The organism is Phyllobacterium trifolii (assembly GCF_014192095.1).
In the GTDB taxonomy this organism is placed as follows: domain Bacteria; phylum Pseudomonadota; class Alphaproteobacteria; order Rhizobiales; family Rhizobiaceae; genus Phyllobacterium; species Phyllobacterium trifolii.
Genome location: NZ_JACHXN010000001.1, coordinates 46709 through 65130, shown reverse-complemented (window position 1 = coordinate 65130; position 18422 = coordinate 46709). Strand labels below are relative to the sequence as shown.

The following is an 18422-nucleotide window of genomic DNA, read 5'->3' as shown; positions in this document are numbered from 1 at the left end:
TTAGCGCCTGCCTGCCTCCTTGTGCGAAAACCGCCAGCCGCTACCCGGCCGCAGGCCTTCGCGCATGACAAAGCCACGCAGCGGTGAAAAGGCTCGCAAGAGCTCAAGGCCACCGCTGCGAACCATCTGAACCGGCAGGAAATCCGACAGGAGCGAACGGTTCAGCGCGTCCACTGCACCCGTCCGGGCCAGAATGTCCGGGCTTCGCTTGCGATTATATGCAGTTATAACGCTGGCTGCACCGAGGTCCATACCATCGAGCGGCAGAGTTTCCAGCAAGGTTTCGACATCCCGAACACCGAGATTGAGACCCTGTGCGCCGATCGGCGGGAAGACATGGGCCGACTCGCCAGCCAGGAACACGCGGTTGCGGGCGAACGAACTGGGTACAAGACCGGACAGTGGCCAGCTCTGAGGATCGACATCGATGGTTACGGCGCCGAGCATGGATTGCATGCGCTCTTCAACCCGTGTTGCCAGTTGGTCACGCGAAAGTTCGAGCAGTTCCGCTGCATGGGCCGGGGTCGTCACCCAGACAAGGCTTGAACGATTACCCGGTAAGGGCACCTGCGTGAATGGGCCATGTTCTGTATGAAATTCCGTTGAAATATCATGGTGATCGCGCGTATGGCTAAAGCTCAGGACGATGGCAGTCTGATTGTAGCTCCAGGTCCGAGCGGATATGCCGGCGGCTTCGCGCGCCAGCGAGGAACGGCCATCGGCAGCGACGACGATATTGGCGGCGTACACGGAACCGTCGCTGCCTTCGACCGCAATCGCATTTTCAGTTGGGTGATAGTGAGTGGCCGAGGCAGCAACGTGCTTCACTTTCGAATTTTTCAGCGCATCGCTCAGGACTGATGTCAAAGTGATATTGGGAATATTGTAGCCGAAGGCCGACTCGTCTATTTCGCTCGCCTCGAAGGTTACGGCCGGGCTCCTGATGAGCCGGTTTGTGCCATCGAGGATGCGCATTGTGGCAATGGGCGCGGCGTGTGGCTCGATGCTGTCCCAGAGGCCAATCTTCTCCAGAAATTTGATTGCAGGCACCATCAGCGCGGTTGTGCGTTTGTCGGAACCCTCCGGTAGAACGCCAAGACTGATGACATTGTCGAAACTTTGCGCAAGTGCAATAGCCGCGATCAGCCCCACATGACCTGCGCCCGCAACAACAATCGGATCGGTTCTGGTACTGGTCATGGTTTGTCTCCGCTTCACGCTTTCAACAGTTTATATTAGCCTAATTGCTTGCACTTTGGGCATTTTTCAAGAAAAGCTGCTCACAAATCGTTCGCTATCGATAAGATACAACAGCGAGCGCACTATTATCATGCAGCAGATTGGCACGGACCGTGAAAAAACCGATATTGCCCAAGGCCATAACACCCAAAAAGGTAACGGCACCGCAAGCGAAGGCATTTTCCGTCCATCTTCTCACAGCGTCAGGCTCCTTTCTGGCGTTTCTTTCTGTGGTTGCGGCCAGCGAAGAAAGCTGGACAGCGATGTTCTGGTGGCTTGGACTGGCGCTTTTTGTCGACGGTATCGACGGGCCGATTGCACGTAAGCTGGACGTCAAATATGTCTTGCCGAACTGGTCTGGCGAACTTCTGGACAACATCATCGACTATATGACCTACGTGCTCATTCCGGCCTTTGCGCTGTATCAGCGCGGCTTCATGGGTGAGGGGCTGTCCTTCCTGGCAGCAGCGATCATCGTGGTTTCCAGTGCCATCTACTATGCGGACACTGGCATGAAGACCAAGGAGAATTTCTTCAAGGGTTTCCCGGTCGTCTGGAACATGATCGTCTTCACGTTGTTCATCGTGCGCCCCGGAGAGTGGGTGGCCTTCGCCATCGTTCTCGCTGCGGCGATCGTCTCGTTTCTGCCGATCTATTTCCTCCATCCCGTGCGGGTGCAGCGCTTGCGGCCACTCAATCTTGCGATATTCTTCCTGTGGTGCGCCTTTGGTGCATATTCACTGTTTCAGGAACTGGATTCGCCGCTCTGGGTGCGGATCGGCATTTCGGTGACGGGCATCTATCTCTTCTTCATTGGAGCCGTGATGCAGGCGTTCCCCAATCTTGGTCGTACGGAGAAACTATGATGGTCAAAGCTGTTCGCATTCATCGGGTTGGCGGGCCTGAAGTACTGACCTATGAAGACATCACCCTTGGCGCTCCGGGACCCGGCGAAGTGCGCATACGTAATGAAGCCATCGGGCTCAATTTCCTCGACGTCTATTACCGGACTGGCCTCTATCCGTCGCCAAGCGGACTGCCGCTGATCCCGGGCCATGAAGGTGCTGGTGTCGTGCTGGAGGTCGGGCCCGACGTTGAGGATTTCAAGACTGGCGACCGCGTCGCCTATACCACTTCCATAGGCGCCTATGCCGAAGAGCGACTGATCGCGACCAAATTCCTGGTCAAGGTGCCGGAGGGGATATCGCTGGAACAGGCCGCTTCAATGATGCTGAAGGGGCTCACGGCGCAGTATCTGCTGCGCCAGACCTTTCCGGTCAAACAGGGTGATAAGATCCTCTTCCATGCTGCAGCGGGCGGCGTTGGCCTGATCGCCGGGCAGTGGGCAAAATATCTTGGCGCGACGGTCATCGGCACGGCCGGGTCGGACGAAAAGGTCAAGCTGGCGCTGGACAATGGCTACGATCACGTCATCAACTACAAGACCGAGAATTTTGTCGAACGGGTAAAAGAACTTACCGGCGGCAAAAGCGTCGATGTCGTTTACGATTCGGTCGGTAAGGATACGTTTGACGGCTCGCTGGATTGTCTGCGCCCGCGCGGGATGCTGGTATGTTTCGGTCAGTCTTCCGGACCGGTTCCGCCGTTTGACCTCGGCATCCTGTCACGGAAGGGATCGCTTTATCTGACGCGTCCAACGCTGTTCGTATATGCGGCAACGCGCGACGCGCTCGTCGCTGGCGCCGAAGAGCTTTTCGACCTCGTGGCGAAGGGCATAATTCGCATTGAAATCGGCCAGACCTATGCGCTGAAGGACGTTGCGTCGGCTCATCGAGACCTGGAAGGACGGAGAACCACCGGCACGACAGTGCTCATTCCTTAAGCCACTGTTATTAATGCCCGAATATTGTGCGCAAATGGCCGCAACCATACGTTTTGCACTTTCCAAATTTGGTGGGCCTGACATAGGATCGAAAAACGGTCTTGGCCGCGGGGAATTATGACAGGCACAATAACAAAAGACGGCTCTGAAATACCGTTACTGGAAGCCGAAAAGCTCACCAAAATTTTCGGGACACTCAAGGCTTGTGACGGGATCGATCTGAAGATCGGAACCGGCGAGATTCATGCGCTCCTGGGCGAGAATGGCGCGGGCAAATCCACCCTTGTCAAAATGTTGTTCGGTGCATTGCAGCCAACTTCCGGAGACATTGCATGGAAGGGTGAGCGTTTTACAGTTACCAGTCCTGCCATGGGACGATCACTGGGTATCGGTATGGTTTTCCAGCATTTTTCCTTGTTTGATGCGCTGACCGCTGCCGAGAATATTGCCCTGTCGCTGGACGAGAAGTCGCCACTCGACACGATCGCCACACGGGCCCGCGAGATCGGCCAGACCTATGGCTTGCCGGTCGATCCTGACGCGCTTGTCGGTGATCTTTCGGTTGGAGAACGGCAACGCATCGAGATCATTCGCTGCCTGTTGCAAAATCCTGATCTGATCATCCTGGACGAGCCGACATCAGTGCTCACTCCGCAGGAAGCCGATCTTCTGTTTGTGACACTGGAGCGTCTGCGCTCGGAAGGAAAATCCATCCTTTACATCAGTCACAGGCTCGAGGAAGTGCGCAGGCTTTGTGACCGCGCAACGGTACTCAGGCACGGTAAGGTTGTCGGCCAATGTGATCCACGCACGCAAACTGCAGCGTCGTTGGCGCGGATGATGGTTGGCAATGACATCCATGTCATTGAAAGGCTTCCGGCAGAATGGACGGACCGGATACCGCTTGTTGAGGTGAACGGCCTGTCGCAGAGGCCGCGCGGGCCGTTTTCGGTGGCGCTTCATGATATCTCTCTGTCGATCAATGGTGGAGAAATTCTCGGTATTGCCGGGGTTGCCGGCAATGGCCAAGGTGAACTCTTTGAGGCGATTTCCGGCGAAGTACTGCAGGAACGTCCTCACGTCGTGCGCATCCGCGGAACAGATGCCGGCAGAATCGGAATATCGGCCCGGCGCAGGCTTGGCGCAGCTTTTGTGCCCGAGGAGCGGCTTGGACATGGTGCAGTGCCCGATATGTCTCTAACCAACAATTTGCTCCTGTCGCGCCATTCTACGGATCGTAAAATGTTCCTGACCGGCGGCGTGCTGAAGCTTGTATCGGAATCCAGCCTTGCATCTGCGGCGAAACGTATCGTCACGCAGATGGATGTACGCAAGAGTGCAGAAAACCCCGATGCATCAGCGCTTTCCGGCGGCAACCTGCAGAAGTTTCTCATCGGGCGGGAGCTTGATCGCAATCCATCCGTGATCGTCGTCAACCAGCCGACGTGGGGCGTCGACGCCGGCGCGGCAGCACATATCCGCCAGGCATTGGTCGACCTTGCCCGCAGCGGTTCCGCTGTGATCGTGATCAGCCAGGACCTTGATGAGCTCTTCGAAATCTCCGACCGCATCGCGGCAATGGTACATGGCCGTCTTTCCGAATCTGTGCCAATCGAGGCAATGACGATGGAACGCGTTGGTTTGATGATGGGCGGCGCCGACGCTACGGCGGGGGCCGCATGATGCGGATCGAAATCGTCAAACGTCCGCAGCATTCAGCTTTGTTCAGCGCCTTGTCGCCATTCATCGCGCTGTTCCTGACTTTGATTGCAGGCGCGATTTTGTTTTCCATACTCGGCAAGAACCCAATTTCAGCGCTCTATTCGTATTTCGTCGAGCCTTTGACCGAGGTCTGGTCGATCCACGAACTGCTGGTCAAAGCGGCACCGCTGATCCTCATTGCGGTAGGGCTTTCCGTTTGTTTTCTTTCAAATAACTGGAATATCGGGGCTGAGGGACAGTTCATCGCAGGCGGTATTGCAGGGTCAATTCTGCCGGTGGTTTTCCCGGATTTCCAAGGCTGGTATGTGTTGCCGATTATGCTCCTGCTCGGAATGGCGGGAGGCATGGCCTACGCGACGATTCCGGCATTTCTGAAAGTCCGCTTCAATACGAACGAGATTCTCACCAGCCTGATGCTGGTTTACGTCGCACAGCTTTTTCTCGACTGGCTGGTGCGGGGCCCGTGGCGCAATCCTCAAGGGTACAATTTCCCCGAGACGGTACAGTTCAGCGATAGCGCCATCCTGCCCGCGATATGGCCAGATTCGGGCCGGGCGCACTGGGGTTTCGCCCTCGCCATAATCGCTGCGGTGGTTGTGTGGTTCATGCTGTCACGCACGTTGAATGGCTTCGAGATCAAGGTGCTTGGCCGTAGTTCCAGGGCAGGGAGGTTTGCCGGTTTCAGCGCCGGTCGGCTGACTTTCTTTGCTTTTCTCGTATCGGGAGCGTTAGCCGGGCTGGCGGGTATCGCCGAGGTCTCGGGCGCCGTGGGGCAGTTGCGGACGAGCATTTCACCGGGCTATGGATTTACGGCAATTATCGTCGCGTTCCTTGGAAGGCTCAATCCGTTGGGGATAATTGCTGCGGGATTGGTGCTCGCTTTATCTTATTTGGGAGGCGAGGCAGCACAGATTTCATTGGGTATTTCGGAAAAATCGGCCCGTATCTTCCAAGGCATCATCCTGTTTTTTGTCCTCGCCAGTGACAGTCTGATTTATTATCGCATCCGGATTGTGTCGCGCTTGAGCGACACAGCGTTGAAGGGCGCGTGATGACGATGTTCGAGGCCATACTCCTGACAGTGGCGACAGCGGCGACACCGCTGCTCATCGCCGCGTTGGGCGAACTCGTCGTCGAGCGCTCCGGTGTGCTCAATCTGGGTGTTGAAGGTATGATGGTCATGGGCGCCGTGACCGGGTTTGCGGTTGCGCAATACACCGGTTCGGCCTGGCTGGGCATGTTCGCGGCGATCCTCGCCGGAGCTGCCTTTTCATTGCTGTTTGGTTTCCTGACTCTGACGCTGATCACCAACCAGGTGGCGACCGGCCTCGCGCTCACGCTGCTTGGCCTTGGCGCTTCGGCGATGATTGGTGAAAGCTTCGTCGGCCTTCCGGGTGTGAGGATGGATTCGCTGTATATACAGGGGCTTACGGATATCCCTTATGTCGGCAAGGTCCTGTTTGGACAGGATCCTATTTTCTACATTTCCATCCTGCTGACAATCGGCGTGGCATGGTTTCTGTTCAGGACGCGCGCAGGTTTGACGTTGCGCGCGGTCGGCGACAATCACACATCGGCGCACGCTCTGGGTGTACCTGTCGTTCGCATCCGCTACCTTGCCGTGATTTTCGGCGGTGCCTGTGCAGGCTTGGCTGGCGCACAGCTCTCACTCGTCTACGTGCCGCAATGGGTGGAGAATATGACTTCGGGCAGGGGCTGGATTGCGCTGGCGCTGGTGGTTTTCGCGTCCTGGCGCCCATGGCGAATCCTCGCCGGAGCCTATCTTTTTGGTGCTGTAACCATTGGCCAGCTACATGCGCAGGCGCTCGGCATCGGCGTTCCTTCGCAATTCATGTCGTCGCTGCCCTATCTTGCAACGATCATCGTGCTTGTGCTGATTTCGCGCAACAAACGCCTGACATTGATGAACACGCCGACATCGCTCGGCAAACCCTTCGTGCCTGATCGCTAGGACACGGACACAAAGAACAGTTTGAACGATTTAACAGAAGAGGTGAACCTGATGAAAAAACTGATGATGGCGCTAACGATAGCCGCCAGCTTTGCCGTGGCGGGCCCCGCCTTGGCCGCCGACAAATTGAAGATCGGCTTTATCTATATCGGACCGCCGGGTGACTTCGGCTGGACTTACCAGCATGATCAAGGTCGCAAGCAGCTTGAGAAAGAACTGGGCGACAAGGTCGAGACAACCTTCCTTGAAAACGTGCCTGAAGGCGCCGATGCAGAGCGCTCCATCGAGCGGCTTGCTCGTGCTGGCAATAAGCTGATCTTCACCACATCGTTTGGCTATATGGATGCAACGGTCAAGGTTGCGCAGAAGTTTCCGGACGTCAAATTCGAACACGCGACGGGCTACAAAACCGCTGAAAACGTCTCGGTCTATAATTCGCGCTTCTACGAAGGCCGCTATGTGCAGGGCGTGATTGCGGCAAAAATGTCCAAGACCGGCGTCGCTGGTTACATCGGTTCGTTTCCCATACCCGAGGTTGTCCAAGGTATTAATTCGTTCATCCTGGGTGCTCAAACCGTCAATCCGAACTTCAAGATCAAGGTCATCTGGGCGAACTCATGGTTTGACCCGGCCAAGGAAGCTGATGCCGCCAAGGCGCTGATCGATCAGGGCGTGGATATCATCACCCAGCACACGGATTCGACCGCTGCGATGCAGGTTGCGGCGGAACGCAAGATCAAGGCCTTCGGCCAGGCTTCGGACATGATCAAGTTTGGCCCGGAAACCCAGATGACGTCGATCGTCGACAACTGGGGACCGTACTATATCGAACGCGCCAAGGCGGTGCTGGATGGAACCTGGAAATCTCACAATGTGTTCGAAGGCATGAAGGAAGGGCTCGTCGTGATGGCGCCCTACACGAACATGCCGGACGATGTGAAGAAGCTGGCCGAAGAAACGCAGGCCAAGATCACCTCAGGCGAACTCAAGCCTTTCACCGGCCCGATCAAGAGGCAGGATGGTTCGGAATGGCTGAAAGCCGGAGAGACGGCTGACGACAAGACCATTCTGAGCATGAATTTCTATGTCGCCGGTGTGGACGACAAGCTGCCGAAATGAGGACAAGCGACCTATGTTGAAAAGGAAAGGGCGCCTATGGCGCCCTTTTTGTTGTCACGATTGAATCGATCACTCCGCTTCGTCGGCAGACCCTGCATTCAACAAGCCATAACGTTCTGCACCGATGGAATTGAGCAGATCGATCTGCGTCTCAAGGAAGTCGACATGACCTTCTTCGTCCTTGAGCAGTTCGTCGAACAGTTCCTTGGAAACATAGTCACCCAGCTGATCGCAAATCTCGCGGGACAGTTTGTAGGATTTCACGGCGTCGTACTCACCGGCAAGATCCGCCTCGAGCACTTCCTTGACGTTCTGGCCAATGCGCAGCGCACCGACGGACTGCAAATTTGGATGACCTTCGAGGAAGATGATGCGCTGGATGATCTTGTCGGCGTGATGCATCTCTTCGATGGATTCGGCACGTTCCTTCTTGGCCAGCTTCGTGAAGCCCCAATCGTCCAGAAGGCGATAATGCAGCCAATATTGATTGACGGCGCCTAATTCGAGAAACAATGCCTCGTTAAGCCGCTCGATGACCTTTGGTTCGCCCTTCATGTCGTGAACTCCCGTATTCGTGACGCAATGACCGGACACGGTCGATGAACGAAACTGCATCAGAATCGTCTGAACCATGCCGGAGATGATATTCTTCCGTCACCTTTATGATGGTTTCAACGACATTTGGGAAGCAACCGCAGCAGCGGCCGCGTTTCTTCATGGCATGGTAAACTTTGGCGGGAACAACGAGCTGCCACGGGTCAGCATCGAGAAGTTCAATAATGGAATTCTCGATCTCTTTTTGAGTAATTATGTTGCAATGGCAAACTAGCATTTTGTATAGGCGCCGTACTCATAAGAACACATGTCCACGACATCTAATGCCGCAGAGGCGCCTAAGCTTGAATCAATTGCTGATCCGAATGCGTTGTTTACGCTAGACCCACAAAATACTATCCCGAAACCGGGTGATACTTTCGAACCAGTCAATGGTTCCTCCAATCGCAAGGGTTCAAGGCCCAAACATTAAAGGTCATGCGTTCATCCAACGCTCCGGCTATAAAGCCGGTTTGTTGAGAACCTGTCAAATGCATATGGTGATATTATGTCATGATTTCAACTAGTTAGAATAATTCTAAACTAGGCAAATAACATAACCATTTCAATCATGTTTGGCTTCATGGGCAGATTGAAAGCATAAAAATATTGCCGACTCAACATGTGTCAAAACGTCTCACAAGCTCGTGATGGACAGGGTGAGGTCGCGGGTTCACCGTTTCTCGCAACCGAGAACAACCAATTTGCAACGCAGGGTGCAGAAAAGCATGCCGGAATCGACACTTCTTGCATGAGATTCAATGCCTCTTGCACCAGATTTGCGTTTTTTTCGTTGAGAACGTCACCCTAAAAGGCCGCTCGTTTTTGTTCCGGTTTCTCACCGGTCGAGAGTGCAATTGCCGTACTGCAGAAGTACGGCAAACTCGCTTCAGCTGGCCGTCGCGAGCCGCGGGGTGAGTATGTCGATCCCGAGCAGAGCACGCACATCGCGCTTGTCGACGATGTCCTCGATCGTGAATTGGGAGAGCACCTCAAAGAATGCATTGAGCGCCTTGCGCAACGCCGCATTCAATCCGCAGCTGTCGATCAGCGGGCAGTCGGCGGCATCGTTTTCGAAGCACTCCGCCATGGCGAAGTTTTCCTCAGTCACGCGCACGACGTCGAAGAGGGTAATGTCCTTGGCCGGTTTTCCAAGCTTCACGCCACCATTGCGGCCGCGCACGGTTTCGATGAAACCGTTCTCGACCAACGGCTGGAGGATCTTGAACAGGAAAAGTTCGGAAACCGTATAGGCTTGGGCGATTTCACCGATTCTGCTGAGATTGCCTTCATTGGCGGCACAGTACATAAGAATTCGGATGGCGTAGTTCGTCTGTCTGGTCAGTCGCATGGGAATATCTCTTTCAACCTGAAATCCAGGCCTGCACATTCAATCTGGCCGCAGTTTAGAATTATTCTTGATAAAGTAAACGATAATATGAAAGCCAGTTTCATATTATCCGGGTAACACGCCTAAACGTCCCCCCGATTTATCGAACGATAACAACGATAGAGGCCGTGATGAGAGCAATCGCACATAACAACAGGAGACCGTAGACCCGCGGCTTGTCAAAAAGGACCGCGAAACCGGCAGACCAAACCACCACTGCGGCACCGAGAGCGTAGAGAAAGCCTGCCTTGTGGGCCCATGCAATGTTGACGGCCATGAGACCGCCGATGATAAGGGCGCCGAATACGACCATAAGAGCCAGGGCGTATTTCTCAAAATTGTCCATTCGGGCAGCTCACTCTCAGAACGTATAACGGAATGTCCTTAACCTGATGAATGATCAGGCAGATAGTGAGCCCTACATAGACCGTTCGCGCCTCCGAAAGCAACCTGAGACACTGCCGCACCGCACTCGGATAGGGTCGTGTGTGCTATAGGCAACAAAAAAGGCCGGGAATTCCCGACCTTCCGAATTCGCCTCAACGCCAGTGCCAGTACATCCGTGGTCAAAAGCGGAGACGAATTTCTAAACGCTATATATGAAGCGTGCCCTTGAATTTCAAGGCTTGGTCTTTAACGCCGATAAGCGCTTAGTCCTGCCAGGAGACCTATGCCGGCGACGGCAGAAACGATGGCGACCGCGGTCATCGGGTTCTCCCTGGCTTTTTCACTGACCATGTGCGCTTCCTCGCCGACGAAGCGTGCCGCTTTTCGGCTGCTCTTCTTCACCGCCTCGTAGGCAGAGTCGCCATTTTCATAAAGTTCATAGCCGTGTTCGGAAAGCGATTTGCTGATTGTCGCCAGCTGCTTGCGCAACGCCGCAACCTGGTTTTCCAGATCCTTTTCAGCCATAGCCTGAACTTTGGTTGTATTCGTTGCCATTTCAGTAATCCTTTCCATAAGTAGAGAAAGGGGAACGTGATTTATGGCGTTTGGTTCCGACTACGGCATTCAGCGGACTATTTCCAGCAGCCGTTTCTCTGACCGTTGAGATTGTGCGAATCGATATCTATGCTGGCGGAAAAATCGTTCTTCACAAGATAAACCGCCGTTTCCGGCTTGATCCTGATTTTGTTCCAGCCGGCACAGCTGGACGCGTTTTGCGGCGCTTCGCTCATCCAGCGCATTGCGCCACAACCAGACATCGCAAGGGTGCAAGGCAGCAGGAAAGCCAGAGCCAATCTCGTCATCGTTTTAGTCTTCCGGTACGGCTTGATCAGGTTGCTGTTGAATGGCGGAACACAGTCATCGCACATTTTTTATGATCATGTCATAGAACTTTCGTTCAAAGTTATCCGGCTCTAGTCGTCATTGCTGGCGTTCAGCTGCTGCGGCGTCAAGCCTTCCTCGGGTGCCTTGCCGGTCAATGATTGTGCCAGGATCAACCTGCTGGACTTGAGCAAGGGCGCATTTGCCGCCCGCACCCTGGGGAGGCGCGGATTATTCTCATGGGCCGTCACCGCCGCTTCATTTGCGTAGAGTTCGTTGACCATGACCTTGTTGGCGATGGGTGTTCCATTGCGCTCGATGGGTTTGATGACCTCGAAACGCAGACAACCGGGTTCTTCTTCCAGTGTCTTGCGGGCATGTTCGCGGATGAGCGCAATGAATTCCTCTTCGCGGCCTTCGTGCGTTTCGAATTCAACGATAATCGTCAATGCAGTCATAGAATTTCAGCCTCCCTGCTTTGCAACGAGGTCTATCAGCCGCCAATCGACAAATCCAGACAGACATTAGGTCGTGACCTCATAAATCTGATGGAAACAGCGCGTGTCTCATAAAATGTTTTCATCCCGCCTTGATGGTGCAAGAATGAAAACGCAACCTGATAAGAGGCGGACCAAATGAAAACCATCCTGTCTATCGTTGCCGTGCTTCTAATCCTCACGGGAGCAATCTGGGCGCTTCAGGGCCTCAGTGTTCTCGGCGGTAGCTTCATGGTGGGTCAAACGCGATGGATCGCCATAGGGTTGCTGACGATCGCGATTGGTGCGGGACTCCTTTATTACGCCAGGAGGCAACGATCCCTATGAGATCGGAACCTCTCTTACTCGCCAGCGTTGTTTTTTTATCGTGGCCGCAGCAATTGCGGTCTCATTGTCGCTAAACGACAAACTGAAAGTGAAAGGAAGCTCCCATGAAGAAAGCCTTTGATAAATGTATGGCGAAGGGAGCTTGAGATGGCCAACATCGTTTTAAACAAAAAGACCTGGATCGTCGTCGCCGATGGGGAAAAAGCACTGTTTCTCCGAAATGAAAACGATATGAAGCATGTCCAACTCAGCACCATCCATGAAATGCATCAGTCGAATCCGGCGACACGAGAACAGGGAAGCGACAGGCCGGGGCGTTTCAATGACGGACCAAGCCCGCACCGCAGTGCTGTCGAGGACACGGACTGGCATGAGATTTCCAAGAAGCGATTTGCCAAGGAAGTGGCCGACGCACTCTATAGCCATGCCCATAAGGGAGATTTCGAACGGCTGGTTGTGATTGCTCCACCGCTGGTGCTCGGCGAAATGCGCCTGGAGTTTCACAAGGAAGTCTCCGACAGGATAGTCAGTGAAATCCCGAAAACCCTGACCAATCACCCGCTCACGGATATCCAGTCGATCCTGACAGAGAGTTAGCAAAGGGAAACGTGGCCGATTAGTCGGCTAAGCTGGTGTTATGACACTTCACAGTACACAAGCAAAACCCCTGCCGGGACCGGTAGGGGTTTCGCAAGTTGAGGCTTGATTTGGCTCTAACAAACTGGACTCTGGATAAGAATATCGCGCATCGTTTCAGTGCGGCGCAGGCTCAAGGTACCGCAACACTCAACCTACAAAAATGCTAGCACATATCGCGAAAATTTCAAGGTTCAGATGGTAAAACTCTATCTTAAATTTGCCTTGCTACGTTCGCTTTCTTCTTCAAGCCGTTTGATTCTTTGCTCCAGGGCATTGATTGCCTTGAAGACAGCCACGCCCATACTTTTGAAATCACCGCTATGAATGGCTGCTTCGATCGCATGTTTGGCATCTTCAATCGACATTGTTTTCTCCACTCACGATTGCTGTTCAGCTCATGCAGAAAACCCAATCCTCAAGGGGCATGAGGATTGGGTCATGTTGGCTTTGTGGGGTTAAGCCAAGACTGGTTTGGGACCAGTAACATAGAAATGTTTCAAGTGTACGTTGGTTCCGGTTGCCAGCAAAATTATTCGAACAAAATTATCGGAAGTCGAAGGCCTGAAACTATGACGGCAGCAGGTTGAAAAGGACCGCCACATGAAACGCAAAGGCAGTCACAAACAGTATCACACCAAGGGCGCGACCCCTCACGGAATGGCGAACACCCTCGGGCGAATTGCGCGTGCTGGTGTAATCTGTTGAAGCCATCAGGACTATCCTCGTTGCCGAGCGACCATCTTCCGACATTCCATACACGATTAACACGATAGAGATTATAATTCTCTGCGCCTAACAGGTAGAGTTTTGCGCTAACGCCGGAATTCGTGGAACTATTTTCCACAAGCTGTGCGATTACGAAACGGGATGGCTCTGTCGATAGTTGCGGATGAAATCCGGCACTCGCATCCGTTGAAATCGATTTCTGGAAATCTGCGAAAATCGCAAAACAAAATCGCCAAATGTGGCCGACCGGAGCAAAGAGCGGTCTGGTTCGAGGCACGCCTGATGTGTTGCAATGCAGGATAAGAGTCTTCCTTCGCATCCCGGCGGCGGTTCGCGACAATCCAATGAACGAGGAAATGAATGTCCATTTTTCCAAGCGTGGCGCGTTTGGCCCACCACGAGCTAACCGTAGACGCCGACCTGTTCAAGGATTCGATGCGGCACCTGGCGGCGGCTGTGAGCGTCATTACAGTTGGACGTGGCGCCGACCGCACCGGCTTCACTTCGACGTCGGTCTCGTCATTGGCTATAGATCCGCCCTCGGTGATCGTCAGCATCAATCGCGCGTCTTCATCCTGGCCGGTCCTGCAGCGGCACGGCAGCTTCTGCGTCAATATGCTGGCACACGATCAGCGTCATGTGGCCGACAGTTTTTCCGGGAGGAACGGTCAGAAGGGCGTGGAACGCTATCAAGGTGCAGATTGGCGGGAGCTCAGCACAGGGACGATGGCGCTGGTCAATGCACTAGCGGTGCTCGATTGCGAACTCGACGATGCTATCGAGCGGCATTCGCATGGCATCCTGATCGGCAGGGTGAGGGCAGTGACGCTGCGTCACAACGCCGAACCGTTAATCTATTGGCATGGCGCCTATCGCCAGATCAGCACGCTGGAGTAAAATCAGGTCACGATGGCAGTGATTGAGGCCGCGATCAGCGCTACCGACACAAACAAAATCAATCCATAAAGCCGGGGCTGATCGAAAATCACGGCGAAGCCAAGAAAAAATGCGGCGCATGCGGAAGCCAGCGCGAAAAGAAAAGCAGGTTTGTCAGCGGTAGTAATCGCGAAGGCCATCAGCCCGGCAATGATGAGTGCACCGAAGACGATGAAGATCCAGGTCGCGAAGGTTTCGTAGCGGTCCATCGTGTGCTCTCCGGTCAGTCCATGCGCTTCTATTTCGATTACAACGGAATATCAACAGGCAGTCAAATCCGGAAATAAGAGCGCCCACTTTGGACTCGAGCTGATCTGATCGGAGCGAAAATTCGTAATACAAAAGAATATTTTGTTAACGAACGCCAAGTTTAAAGTCTTCCGGCGTACAAAAGTGAGACCAATTTACCACACTGGTAAAGTTCAGTGTGCTTACATTAAACCATGGGTTGCACACCCTTCGATGTGAAACTAGCCTGCACTTGCCGATATCGTTGTTTGGTCGCGGGGACTGCTTTGGGTAGTTGGCAATCCCTTATCATATGATCGCTATAGGGGGAATTACATGAAGTCGTCTAAGCTTTTTACACGAATCTTCTGGCTTTCTTCTGTTTCCCTCATAACACTCTCCGTATCCAATCAAACCGCATCTGCAGCTTGTAACCTCGTCTCCACAGCAGGAAACGACGTTTATATTTGCGACAGCGGGATCGGCGGACCCTTGACGGATACGGGCGGGAACAACTCGCTTACACTTCCTACGGGAGGCACTGGCGCGATTACGGGACCAGTCACATTCGGTACCGGGGTCGATACCGTCGTAATCAATTCCGGCACGATCAACGGCGATCTCAGTGAGGGCGGGGGTAACGACAGTCTTCAGCTGAATGGTGGTACGGTCAACGGCACAATTTTCCAGAATGGCGGTGTCGATAATTTCGTCATGACCGGAGGTGTGGTTCAAAGAGTGGAGCAGGGCAGCGAACTCGACACGGCGACAGTCAGCGGCGGCCGGATTATCGGTCAGTTCTTTGCCGGCGATTTCTTCACGATGACGGGCGGGCAGATCGGCGAAGTCAATCTCGAGCAGGCCAACAATGAAATGCGCATGTCGGGCGGTGTCATCGACCGCTTTGTGATTGCAACGCAAGGCCGCGACTTGCTGATACTTTCGGGTGGTTCAATCGGCACATTCGTTGATCTCGGCAGCGGGGACAACCGCATCTTCATCTCCGGCGGCTCCATCGGCAGCACGGTCACCACGGCAGGCGGCAATGATCAGTTTACGTGGGATACGGCAGGTACGATCGGCGGGGCGATCAATCTCGGCGCGGGCAATGACACCGGAACACTGCAGAATCTCACCGAGGCAACCATCTCTTCGACACCGTCGATCAATGCTGGTGCCGGAACGGATACGCTGACCTTTTCCAACACGACGGCGACGACGTCCGGCCGTTATGTGAATTGGGAAAACGTCGCGCTCACGAACAGTTCCGCCTTCACGCTCGACAGCAATTTCGTGGTTGGTGACAGCGGAACGGCAACCGGCAGCTTTTCGATCGATGGTACAAGCACGCTGCTCGCGGGCAACGGGGTCAATGCTGCAATCGCGCCTTTCGCGGCGGGGCAACTGGTCAATGTGACCAATGCAGGGACCATTGATCTCACCAATGGTTCGAGTGGCGCAACCGATACGTTCACCGTCCTTGGCAATTATACGGGCAGCGGCGGCGCGATCCGCTTGCAGACGGTGCTCGGCGCTGATTCGTCGGCTTCCGACAAATTCGTGATTTCCGGCGGCACAGCCGCTGGAGCGACCGGGCTTGCGGTGACCAATCTAGACGGAGCCGGCGCCAGCACTGTACAGGATGGCATTCTCGTTGTTCAGGCTGTCAACGGTGCAACCACCAGTGCATCCGCGTTCAGCCTGAGCAATTCCGTTGCGGCAGGTGCCTTCGAATACGCGCTCTTCAAGGGCGGTGTGTCCGCGGGATCGGCGGAGAACTGGTATCTTCGGTCATCGCTGTTGCCAGGCAGCATTGCTGCAGCAATAACCGACCCCGAACCTGGCGAGATCGCACCGCCTGGACCGGGTGTGGAACCACCCAATGCTGGCGCAACACCTGTGCATGCGGATCCGGGTGAATCAATTCCGCTATATCGTGAAGAGGTTCCTCTCTATTCCGCTTTGCCGCCGGCTGCGCGTCAAACCGCACTGGTAACGCTCGGGACATTCCACGAGAGACGGGGCGAACAGGGTGTTGTCAACTCGCGCGAGAACTTCTCCGCCGCCTGGGGCCGCGCCTTCGGGCAATCGACCGAGCAGAGCTGGGATGGAACCGTTGATCCATCCATTGACGGGAACCTCTACGGCATACAAGCAGGTCTCGATATTCTCGGCTGGCAGCACGACAACGGACATCGCGATATAGCCGGTCTGTTCTTCGGGTATTCGAATCTCGACGCGGATGTCAAAGGCCAGGCGGTCGGGTGGAACGGTGTGAATGTCGGCAGCCTCAATCTTGATACGACGAGCTTCGGCGGCTACTGGACGCATATCGGCCCTGGTGGGTGGTACCTGGACGGCGTTTTGATGGGATCGTGGTTCGGCGGCGATGCGACCTCCGAACGCGGTGTCGGTATCGATATCGACGGCACGGGCTTTACCGCATCGCTGGAAGGCGGTTACCCGATCCCGCTGTCGGAAAGCTGGACCATCGAGCCGCAGGCACAGATCATATGGCAGAACATCTCGCTTGACGATCAATCCGATGCCTTTTCCGATGTCGGATTCGATAGCGATGACGGCTTCACAGGCCGGCTCGGTTTCCGGATGCAGGGAAAATATCAAACTTCGGCCGGGCTGTTCCAGCCCTACGTCAAGGCCAATTTGTGGCACGGTTTCAGCACCACGGACTCAGTGCTCTTTGGCCCGGATGCAATTACCACAGAAGGCGAGTCGACTTCGCTGGAACTCGGCGCGGGTATCGTGCACAACTTTACCGAAAAGGTCAGCGCATTTGCCGTGGCAGATTACACGTTCGACGTCGAGGGCGCCGAACAGAAGATATTCGAGGGCAATATCGGCCTGACCGTCAAGTGGTAGTCAGTCAGCTTTGATGAATCGAAGGAAGCCAACAGGACCGGTCTTGTTGACTTCCTTGTTATCAGATGGATGGTGGATCCCGTCACTCACTGGCACTTCGTCAAAATCGAAAGGGCTGATCCCCTCGAGACAAGCAACATTCACGCCGTACTCATTCGGATTGGACCGGCGCTGGTGATGTGTATAGATACCGCATCCGGAACAGAAATAGTGTTTGGCCGTCATCGTGTTGAATTGATAGACGCTGAGCTTGTCTTCACCCGCCATTATATCGAGATCACCGACTTTCGCCGAGACGGCGACAGCGCCACGCATCCGGCAAATGCTGCAGGTGCAACGGCGTGCCGTGTGGAGGCCATTTGAGAGTCTGACACGGAAGCGCACTGATCCACAGTGGCAGGCGCCGTCAATTTCGCTGATGTCGAGATCCATTGTCCGCTCCTGAACGTGGGTTATCGAATTTCTAGCAATCAAGACCAAATGTATCAAATCAAAGCGTTCAATCCGCCTGCAGTGCCTCAATTCGGAACGAAATGTGGTAGAGTATTCTTCGATGCGAACGGCTTGGTTCGCTTAAGAACGGGCACTGTCAGCGCCCCCGCTGGCAATCCCAAAGAGGGAGTGAAAACAATGAAGACAATTTTGATCGCAATGGGATTTCTCGCCGCCGCCAGCCTGTCTGCTTTTGCCGCAGAACCTGCGAAAAAGATGGGCGACATGTGGACCGACGCGAAGGGCATGACGCTCTATACGTTCGACAAGGACAAGGACGGCAAATCAAACTGTGATGAGAAATGCCTGAAAAACTGGCCGGCATTCCATGCCGCCAAAGGGGCCAAGGCTGAAGGCGAATGGACGCTGGTCAAGGATACGGCGGGCAAGGAAATGTGGGCCTATGAAGGCAAGCCGCTCTACACATTTGTCAAAGACAAGAAGGCCGGGGATATGACCGGCGACGGCGTCGGCGGTGTCTGGCACGTCGCCAAGTAGGACACCTCCTGCGTATTTCGAAGGCGGCTCGCGGGCCGCCTTTTTTGTTGC

At 54.5% G+C, this 18422-nt stretch carries 23 protein-coding genes; 11 read left to right on the top strand and 12 right to left on the bottom strand.

The window, feature by feature from the left end:
• Entirely contained in the window at positions 1 to 1200 is a 1200-nt protein-coding gene (locus FHS21_RS00320) for a UbiH/UbiF family hydroxylase (protein WP_183660711.1), read from the bottom strand.
• Between the two features lie 152 nt (positions 1201 to 1352).
• Between FHS21_RS00320 and pcsA the strand changes: the two genes are divergently transcribed.
• From pcsA to FHS21_RS00290, 6 genes are all read left to right on the top strand, one after another.
• Positions 1353 to 2105, top strand: coding sequence for a phosphatidylcholine synthase (gene pcsA, locus FHS21_RS00315; RefSeq protein WP_312879825.1), 753 nt, complete (start codon positions 1353 to 1355; stop codon positions 2103 to 2105).
• Positions 2105 to 3082, top strand: coding sequence for a quinone oxidoreductase family protein (locus FHS21_RS00310; RefSeq protein ID WP_183660920.1), 978 nt, complete (start codon positions 2105 to 2107; stop codon positions 3080 to 3082). The genes pcsA and FHS21_RS00310 overlap by 1 nt, the downstream gene beginning before the upstream one ends.
• Positions 3083 to 3211: 129 nt before the next feature.
• Positions 3212 to 4765: an ABC transporter ATP-binding protein gene (locus FHS21_RS00305; RefSeq protein ID WP_183660919.1), complete on the top strand. Its 1554-nt coding sequence runs from the start codon at positions 3212 to 3214 to the stop codon at positions 4763 to 4765.
• On the top strand, positions 4765 to 5856 hold the full coding sequence (locus tag FHS21_RS00300) for an ABC transporter permease (protein WP_112527240.1): 1092 nt from the start codon (positions 4765 to 4767) through the stop codon (positions 5854 to 5856). Before FHS21_RS00305 ends, FHS21_RS00300 begins: the two co-directional genes overlap by 1 nt.
• Positions 5856 to 6776 (top strand): ABC transporter permease, encoded by a 921-nt coding sequence (locus tag FHS21_RS00295; protein ID WP_183660709.1) that lies wholly within the window; start codon positions 5856 to 5858, stop codon positions 6774 to 6776. The genes FHS21_RS00300 and FHS21_RS00295 overlap by 1 nt, the downstream gene beginning before the upstream one ends.
• Positions 6777 to 6827: 51 nt before the next feature.
• Positions 6828 to 7895 (top strand): BMP family ABC transporter substrate-binding protein, encoded by a 1068-nt coding sequence (locus tag FHS21_RS00290; RefSeq protein ID WP_112527099.1) that lies wholly within the window; start codon positions 6828 to 6830, stop codon positions 7893 to 7895.
• 69 nt (positions 7896 to 7964) lie between these two features.
• Here FHS21_RS00290 and bfr read toward each other — a convergent pair whose 3' ends face one another.
• The 7 genes from bfr to FHS21_RS00255 form a co-directional block, all read right to left on the bottom strand.
• Entirely contained in the window at positions 7965 to 8450 is a 486-nt protein-coding gene (bfr, locus tag FHS21_RS00285; protein ID WP_112527101.1) for a bacterioferritin, read from the bottom strand.
• The gene (locus FHS21_RS00280; protein WP_112527103.1) at positions 8416 to 8727 is read right to left on the bottom strand and encodes a (2Fe-2S)-binding protein; all 312 of its coding nucleotides are present in this window, start codon (positions 8725 to 8727) and stop codon (positions 8416 to 8418) included. The genes bfr and FHS21_RS00280 overlap by 35 nt, the downstream gene beginning before the upstream one ends.
• 651 nt (positions 8728 to 9378) lie before the next feature.
• Positions 9379 to 9840 carry an iron-responsive transcriptional regulator RirA gene (gene rirA / locus FHS21_RS00275; protein ID WP_112551657.1) on the bottom strand — a complete coding sequence of 154 codons (462 nt, stop codon included), beginning with the start codon at positions 9838 to 9840 and terminating at the stop codon, positions 9379 to 9381.
• Positions 9841 to 9979: 139 nt separating this feature from the next.
• On the bottom strand, positions 9980 to 10225 hold the full coding sequence (locus FHS21_RS00270; RefSeq protein ID WP_112527107.1) for a hypothetical protein: 246 nt from the start codon (positions 10223 to 10225) through the stop codon (positions 9980 to 9982).
• A 287-nt stretch (positions 10226 to 10512) separates the two neighbouring features.
• A complete protein-coding gene (locus FHS21_RS00265; protein ID WP_112527109.1) occupies positions 10513 to 10821 on the bottom strand; it encodes an SH3 domain-containing protein in 309 nt (102 codons plus the stop codon).
• A gap of 77 nt (positions 10822 to 10898) precedes the next feature.
• A complete protein-coding gene (locus tag FHS21_RS00260; protein WP_112527111.1) occupies positions 10899 to 11129 on the bottom strand; it encodes a hypothetical protein in 231 nt (76 codons plus the stop codon).
• A gap of 111 nt (positions 11130 to 11240) precedes the next feature.
• Positions 11241 to 11606, bottom strand: a complete 366-nt coding sequence (locus tag FHS21_RS00255) for a putative quinol monooxygenase (protein ID WP_112527113.1) — start codon at positions 11604 to 11606, stop codon at positions 11241 to 11243.
• 177 nt (positions 11607 to 11783) lie between these two features.
• Here FHS21_RS00255 and FHS21_RS00250 point away from each other — a divergent pair, with 177 nt between their 5' ends.
• Together FHS21_RS00250 and FHS21_RS00245 are read left to right on the top strand one after the other, a co-directional pair.
• Positions 11784 to 11972, top strand: coding sequence for a hypothetical protein (locus FHS21_RS00250; RefSeq protein ID WP_183660707.1), 189 nt, complete (start codon positions 11784 to 11786; stop codon positions 11970 to 11972).
• 147 nt (positions 11973 to 12119) lie between these two features.
• Entirely contained in the window at positions 12120 to 12569 is a 450-nt protein-coding gene (locus tag FHS21_RS00245) for a host attachment family protein (RefSeq protein ID WP_112527117.1), read from the top strand.
• A 248-nt stretch (positions 12570 to 12817) separates the two neighbouring features.
• Here FHS21_RS00245 and FHS21_RS00240 read toward each other — a convergent pair whose 3' ends face one another.
• Both FHS21_RS00240 and FHS21_RS00235 read right to left on the bottom strand, forming a co-directional pair.
• Entirely contained in the window at positions 12818 to 12976 is a 159-nt protein-coding gene (locus FHS21_RS00240; protein ID WP_162701846.1) for a hypothetical protein, read from the bottom strand.
• Between the two features lie 202 nt (positions 12977 to 13178).
• Complete coding sequence (locus FHS21_RS00235; RefSeq protein ID WP_162701847.1) at positions 13179 to 13322, bottom strand: hypothetical protein; 144 nt, start codon at positions 13320 to 13322, stop codon at positions 13179 to 13181.
• A gap of 375 nt (positions 13323 to 13697) precedes the next feature.
• Between FHS21_RS00235 and FHS21_RS00230 the strand changes: the two genes are divergently transcribed.
• Entirely contained in the window at positions 13698 to 14234 is a 537-nt protein-coding gene (locus FHS21_RS00230) for a flavin reductase family protein (protein ID WP_183660705.1), read from the top strand.
• 2 nt (positions 14235 to 14236) lie between these two features.
• Here the strand turns inward: FHS21_RS00230 and FHS21_RS00225 are convergent, their stop codons facing one another.
• Positions 14237 to 14482 carry a hypothetical protein gene (locus tag FHS21_RS00225; RefSeq protein WP_112527121.1) on the bottom strand — a complete coding sequence of 82 codons (246 nt, stop codon included), beginning with the start codon at positions 14480 to 14482 and terminating at the stop codon, positions 14237 to 14239.
• 355 nt (positions 14483 to 14837) lie between these two features.
• Here FHS21_RS00225 and FHS21_RS00220 point away from each other — a divergent pair, with 355 nt between their 5' ends.
• Complete coding sequence (locus FHS21_RS00220; protein ID WP_183660703.1) at positions 14838 to 17381, top strand: autotransporter family protein; 2544 nt, start codon at positions 14838 to 14840, stop codon at positions 17379 to 17381.
• Here the strand turns inward: FHS21_RS00220 and FHS21_RS00215 are convergent, their stop codons facing one another.
• On the bottom strand, positions 17382 to 17813 hold the full coding sequence (locus tag FHS21_RS00215; RefSeq protein WP_183660694.1) for a GFA family protein: 432 nt from the start codon (positions 17811 to 17813) through the stop codon (positions 17382 to 17384).
• Positions 17814 to 18011: 198 nt separating this feature from the next.
• On the opposite strand from FHS21_RS00215, the gene FHS21_RS00210 reads away from it, so the two are divergent.
• Entirely contained in the window at positions 18012 to 18371 is a 360-nt protein-coding gene (locus FHS21_RS00210; RefSeq protein ID WP_183660692.1) for a COG4315 family predicted lipoprotein, read from the top strand.
• Positions 18372 to 18422 lie beyond the last annotated feature (51 nt).

What these genes read in the sequence shown, in the direction of transcription:
- FHS21_RS00210 (WP_183660692.1), top strand. Translation starts at nt 18,012, where the DNA reads ATGAAGACAATTTTGATCGCAATGGGATTTCTCGCCGCCGCCAGCCTG.
- FHS21_RS00290 (WP_112527099.1), top strand. Translation starts at nt 6,828, where the DNA reads ATGAAAAAACTGATGATGGCGCTAACGATAGCCGCCAGCTTTGCCGTG.
- rirA (WP_112551657.1), bottom strand. Translation starts at nt 9,840, where the DNA reads ATGCGACTGACCAGACAGACGAACTACGCCATCCGAATTCTTATGTAC.
- FHS21_RS00295 (WP_183660709.1), top strand. Translation starts at nt 5,856, where the DNA reads ATGACGATGTTCGAGGCCATACTCCTGACAGTGGCGACAGCGGCGACA.
- FHS21_RS00225 (WP_112527121.1), bottom strand. Translation starts at nt 14,482, where the DNA reads ATGGACCGCTACGAAACCTTCGCGACCTGGATCTTCATCGTCTTCGGT.
- FHS21_RS00250 (WP_183660707.1), top strand. Translation starts at nt 11,784, where the DNA reads ATGAAAACCATCCTGTCTATCGTTGCCGTGCTTCTAATCCTCACGGGA.
- FHS21_RS00235 (WP_162701847.1), bottom strand. Translation starts at nt 13,322, where the DNA reads ATGGCTTCAACAGATTACACCAGCACGCGCAATTCGCCCGAGGGTGTT.
- FHS21_RS00270 (WP_112527107.1), bottom strand. Translation starts at nt 10,225, where the DNA reads ATGGACAATTTTGAGAAATACGCCCTGGCTCTTATGGTCGTATTCGGC.
- FHS21_RS00260 (WP_112527111.1), bottom strand. Translation starts at nt 11,129, where the DNA reads ATGACGAGATTGGCTCTGGCTTTCCTGCTGCCTTGCACCCTTGCGATG.
- FHS21_RS00245 (WP_112527117.1), top strand. Translation starts at nt 12,120, where the DNA reads ATGGCCAACATCGTTTTAAACAAAAAGACCTGGATCGTCGTCGCCGAT.
- bfr (WP_112527101.1), bottom strand. Translation starts at nt 8,450, where the DNA reads ATGAAGGGCGAACCAAAGGTCATCGAGCGGCTTAACGAGGCATTGTTT.
- FHS21_RS00230 (WP_183660705.1), top strand. Translation starts at nt 13,698, where the DNA reads ATGTCCATTTTTCCAAGCGTGGCGCGTTTGGCCCACCACGAGCTAACC.
- FHS21_RS00255 (WP_112527113.1), bottom strand. Translation starts at nt 11,606, where the DNA reads ATGACTGCATTGACGATTATCGTTGAATTCGAAACGCACGAAGGCCGC.
- FHS21_RS00240 (WP_162701846.1), bottom strand. Translation starts at nt 12,976, where the DNA reads ATGTCGATTGAAGATGCCAAACATGCGATCGAAGCAGCCATTCATAGC.
- FHS21_RS00215 (WP_183660694.1), bottom strand. Translation starts at nt 17,813, where the DNA reads ATGGATCTCGACATCAGCGAAATTGACGGCGCCTGCCACTGTGGATCA.
- FHS21_RS00220 (WP_183660703.1), top strand. Translation starts at nt 14,838, where the DNA reads ATGAAGTCGTCTAAGCTTTTTACACGAATCTTCTGGCTTTCTTCTGTT.
- FHS21_RS00310 (WP_183660920.1), top strand. Translation starts at nt 2,105, where the DNA reads ATGGTCAAAGCTGTTCGCATTCATCGGGTTGGCGGGCCTGAAGTACTG.
- FHS21_RS00300 (WP_112527240.1), top strand. Translation starts at nt 4,765, where the DNA reads ATGCGGATCGAAATCGTCAAACGTCCGCAGCATTCAGCTTTGTTCAGC.
- FHS21_RS00320 (WP_183660711.1), bottom strand. Translation starts at nt 1,200, where the DNA reads ATGACCAGTACCAGAACCGATCCGATTGTTGTTGCGGGCGCAGGTCAT.
- FHS21_RS00280 (WP_112527103.1), bottom strand. Translation starts at nt 8,727, where the DNA reads ATGCTAGTTTGCCATTGCAACATAATTACTCAAAAAGAGATCGAGAAT.
- FHS21_RS00265 (WP_112527109.1), bottom strand. Translation starts at nt 10,821, where the DNA reads ATGGCAACGAATACAACCAAAGTTCAGGCTATGGCTGAAAAGGATCTG.